At 61.4% G+C, this 4,144-nt stretch carries 4 protein-coding genes and 1 tRNA gene; 2 read left to right on the top strand and 3 right to left on the bottom strand.

Annotation, left to right across the window (positions count from 1 at the left end; genetic code table 11):
• Nucleotides 1-86: 86 nt before the first annotated feature.
• A complete protein-coding gene (locus KDH09_11480) occupies nt 87-1,478 on the bottom strand; it encodes a HAMP domain-containing histidine kinase (GenBank protein ID MCB0220308.1) in 1,392 nt (463 codons plus the stop codon).
• Nucleotides 1,479-1,579: 101 nt separating this feature from the next.
• Between KDH09_11480 and KDH09_11475 the strand changes: the two genes are divergently transcribed.
• Entirely contained in the window at nt 1,580-2,671 is a 1,092-nt protein-coding gene (locus tag KDH09_11475) for an SMP-30/gluconolactonase/LRE family protein (protein MCB0220307.1), read from the top strand.
• 1 nt (nt 2,672) lies between these two features.
• On the opposite strand, the gene KDH09_11470 is transcribed toward KDH09_11475, so the two are convergent.
• The gene (locus tag KDH09_11470) at nt 2,673-3,479 is read right to left on the bottom strand and encodes an ACT domain-containing protein (protein ID MCB0220306.1); all 807 of its coding nucleotides are present in this window, start codon (nt 3,477-3,479) and stop codon (nt 2,673-2,675) included.
• A 221-nt stretch (nt 3,480-3,700) separates the two neighbouring features.
• Nucleotides 3,701-3,777: transfer RNA gene (locus tag KDH09_11465), tRNA-Ile, on the bottom strand.
• A gap of 70 nt (nt 3,778-3,847) precedes the next feature.
• Between KDH09_11465 and KDH09_11460 the strand changes: the two genes are divergently transcribed.
• Nucleotides 3,848-4,144: hypothetical protein (locus KDH09_11460; protein MCB0220305.1), on the top strand; the 297-nt coding region annotated here is incomplete at its 3' end.

The raw sequence follows: 4,144 nt of genomic DNA, 5'->3' as shown, positions 1-4,144 counted from the left end.
GCGTCACTCACCGATTCAGCTGCCTTCGCGGCGGGAAACTTCCCGGACGCGAAAAATAGACGTCACACCTCTCCCGCACAAGGGGCTCAGGTCTGAAGCGGCAGACGCACGCTGACCGATGTGCCGCGGCCCGGAGCGCTGACCAGCTCAATTTGCCCGTTGAGACGGGTGACGAGCTGATGAACGAGATAGAGTCCCAGTCCGACTCCATGCCCCTGGCCTGCCTTCTGACCGGTGAAGAACGGGCGGAACACCTCGGCCTGATGTTCGGTCGCGATGCCGCGTCCCTCATCCCGGACCTCCCAACAAAGCTCATCTTGCGTGACCGCTGCGCCCACCCGTACCGGAGCGATGCTTCCGGAGGCCAGTGCATTCGCGATGAGGTTGTCGAGAACGATCCGGCATGCCCGTTCCGGCACCGGCGGATCGAGCCCGCAGCTCTCATCGGCAAATTCGATTTCGGAATAGCGGCTTCGCAGGTAATCCATGACCCTGCTCAGCGGCACGGATGTGTCGGAACCGCCCAGTTGCTCGGAAAGGTCATAGAGCCGATCGACAATGGCCTGCGCCCTGCCCTGCCCCTGCCGCGCGAAGGCGAGCGTTTGCATCGCATCGCTTCGCTGCTCTTCATCTGCAATCATCGCTGGACTTTCCAGGTCTTCAGCGAGTGACTGGAGCATCGCACTGCTCGATCCCAACGGATTGCGGAGTTCGTGGGCCGCTCCCGTTACCAACGAACCGATGGATGCAAGCGATTCGGCGCGCACGAGCTGTGCCTGGGTGTCATGCAGGTCCGAGTAAGCTTGCGCCAGTTTCGTTTCGCGATCACGCCATTGTGCGACAATGTAGGCGACCAGAAGGATATTCAGTGTGAGCAGCGCGAAGATCTGCATCCCCATCGCCGCAGCCCACTGGTCCATTGGGCGTCCGTTCTCGTAGGGCGGATAGGCCAGAAGCGGAGCATAGGGAATCCAGCCCGCGCGCTCGGCAAGGATTGTGGATCCAAGTACCAGATAGACCACCGCAACACCGACAAAAGCCACACGCTGCTCGAACAGAACGAAGGCGATGAGCGGCGCGCCGAAAATGAGCATCACCATGGGGCTCGTGAACGGACCGACGACATAGACTGCCAGCGTGTTATCGATGCAGTAGAGCGCAACCGTCGAATACATCAGCGCGCGCGATTCCGGCCGGGATTTTCGGAGCGCAATTCCCGCCAGCAGGATCACGCCCCAGCCGGCACAGACGGCCCACAGTCCAATGAGGTGCACCTTGAGGAATGCGGGGTCGAGAAAGGGCGCCAGCGTGGGATCAGCGGAAAACCGTTGTAACTGGCCCGCGTTGCCGGCGTAGAGGAGCATGTTGATCGCGCCGAGCAAGGCGCACTTGCCGGTGGTCGGCCAGTCGAGTGGGTTGCCGACGCGCTGGGCTGCTGCCCGCCAGCCAGACGTCCCTACGGCTTCATCTGAGCTCATCCAACCCCTCCCGGCCTTTCACACAAGAGAGGCAAGTTTATCCCGTGATCGGACCCTACGTCGATGTTAGAGTGGGTGCTGCTCAAGGGGGGAACACGGATATGAAGCTTGCTGCGGGCCTGCTGGTGCTCATCTCGCTCTGCCTGACCGGATGTCAGGAAAAATTCGAACCGGTGGCGTTTGATCCGCCGCCTTCACCGGCGCTGGAGGGGATCCTGGCCCCCAACACCGAGCTGCAGAAGGCGGAGATTCTGGGCGCCGATCTCTTCGACGGCGCCGAGGACGTCGCCCCGACTGCCGATGGCTGGCTCTACGGCGGCAACGAAGGCGGCAAGATCGTCCGCCTGCCGATCGGCGATGCCGCGGGCCACAAGCCCGAAGTCTTCGCCGACACAGGCGGCCGCCCGCTGGGGCTGGATTTCGATCCCGAGGGAAACCTCGTCGTCGCCGATGCGGCCAAAGGCCTGCTTCGCGTGGGCCCTGGCGGCGAAGTTGAGACCCTCAGCACGCAGGCTGCGGGCGTTCCCTACCGCTTCACCGATGACGTCGATGTCGGCAGCGACGGAATGATCTTTTTCTCAGATGCCAGCTCGAAATGGGGCATGCACGACTACATGCTCGACGCGCTGGAGGGCCGCCCATGGGGCCGCCTGCTTCGCTACGATCCGTCAACGAAGAAGACCGACGTGCTGCTTGGTGATCTCTATTTCGCCAACGGCATCGCGCTCTCGGCGAATGAGGACTTCGTTCTCGTCAACGAAACCTATCGCTTTCGCATCATGCGTTACTGGCTCAAGGGTCCGAAGGCGGGCACCCACGACGTTTTCATCGAGGACCTTCCGGGTTATCCCGACGGCGTATCCAGCGACGGCAAGGGGACCTTCTGGCTGGCGCTTTTTACCGTGCGTAACCCGGCGGCGGATTTTCTGGCTCCAAAACCAACCCTTCGGGAGCTGGTCGCAGCCCTGCCGCCGAGCCTGTGGCCCAAGCCCGAGCCCTACGGATTCATTCTTGGCTTGAGTGAGCGCGGGGAAATTCTCTATTCCCTGCAGGATCCCGGCGGCGAGCACGCGCGGCAGATCACTTCGGTTGAAGCCACCGACGATGCGCTCTTTCTGGGAACCCTGCACGGCAAGGGTGTCTGGCGCTATCCGGTTCCCATCGGAAGCTTTCCCAGAACCGGCGCCCAGTAAATCAGACGGCTGTAATCTGAAAATCCTCGCGAATCTCGCGCTCCAGTCGCCGGGTATCGTGATTGAGATCCATGGGCTGGCCCAACCGGTCGGTTACATAAAAGCGGTCGCGCACTTTGCCGCGCTGGGTGGTGATCTCCGCCTCAACAATCTTGATTCCATGCATCGCGAAGGTTTCAGCGATCCGGTAGAGAAGACCGCGACGATCGTCGGCTTCAATCTCAATTGTCCCATGCTTGCCACCGGGACTCCGCCAGGCACGCACGCTCATCGCACCGAGTTCTTCGCACGGCGGTTGGGGGCGCTTGCGCAGGTCGGGGGCAAAGTAAGAACCGAGGTGCTTGGGCAGGTCATCGATCATGCTCTTTTTCGAAAGCGTGAAGTCCACCTCGATGATGATCGTGCCGTCGCTGCGCGGAAAAAGCTGCGCGGTCTCGATCGAGGCGCGGCAGTTCGACACGGCCGCTGTCACGTAGGCGAGCGCATGCGGATTGTTGAGCGTGAAGGTCGAGAGATGGTGCGTTACGGCACCGTGGGTAAGTTCCCAGGTCACCGGGTTGCGCAGAAAATTCTTCTGCGGATAGCCCGGATGTTTTTCAATGAGATTGAGATGCCGACGAACCTGTTCCGGGGTTGTTCTCTCCCGGTAGTCGGCGGGCATCAGGTGTATTTCGTGGCTTTCGGCAGCCTTGATGTCTTCGTTCATGGTTCGGGGGTGCATGGCTGTTGCAGTTCGCTCCTGATGAATATGAATCCCCGAAGGCACACTGCTCCCGTGCGCCCTCGCTGTTTCCATAGCAACAGCCATGCCGTTTTGACTCGCCCATTACTCCCGTAAAATCGCACTCTGGGAGCAAATTGCGCCGCCCCCATGCCAAAGAACAGGCGAATTCGGATGCACCTGCCCACGGAATGAGCAATCGTCGTGTCAGAGTATTCGGGGCGCAATATGCCTTCTATGTAGAGGTGGGTTGCCCGACAAAGCAGGGGCTGATCTGCCAGCCGTAGCTCGCGAGAGCGAGCGAAGGCTGGTGGGCCGGGTCGGGCTCGAACCGACGACCGATGGATTATGAGTCCACTGCTCTAACCGACTGAGCTACCGGCCCGCGGGGGAGTCTAGCAGGTTTTGCGCGGGTGCCCATTTCGGCGGGCTCGTTTGCCGCCCGGCGGCATTGTATGCTCGGCACGCTGATGAGCCAGACGCCCACAACCAGCCACACCGTCGGCACCGAGGAAGAGGGGATGCGCCTCGACCGGCTGGTGCGCAAATTTTATGCGAAGAAACCGCTGGCCTGGGTCTATGGCGAGATCCGTCGTGGAAACGTGCGCGTCAACGGCAAAAAGAAGCCCCAGAGTTACCGGCTTGCCGGAGGCGATGAAATCACCCTTCCCGCCCCGCCGGAGGCCAGAGCCAAAAGGAAGCCGCAGAGTCGCTGGAGCGGTCCCGTCCCCGCGATCATTACCGAGGAAGAG

The sequence above is a fragment of the Chrysiogenia bacterium genome (assembly GCA_020434085.1).
In the GTDB taxonomy this organism is placed as follows: Bacteria; JAGRBM01; JAGRBM01; order JAGRBM01; family JAGRBM01; genus JAGRBM01.
This window is presented reverse-complemented; position numbering and strand designations above follow the sequence as displayed.

What these genes read in the sequence shown, in the direction of transcription:
- KDH09_11480 (MCB0220308.1), bottom strand. Translation starts at nt 1,478, where the DNA reads ATGAGCTCAGATGAAGCCGTAGGGACGTCTGGCTGGCGGGCAGCAGCC.
- KDH09_11475 (MCB0220307.1), top strand. Translation starts at nt 1,580, where the DNA reads ATGAAGCTTGCTGCGGGCCTGCTGGTGCTCATCTCGCTCTGCCTGACC.
- KDH09_11470 (MCB0220306.1), bottom strand. Translation starts at nt 3,479, where the DNA reads ATGGCTGTTGCTATGGAAACAGCGAGGGCGCACGGGAGCAGTGTGCCT.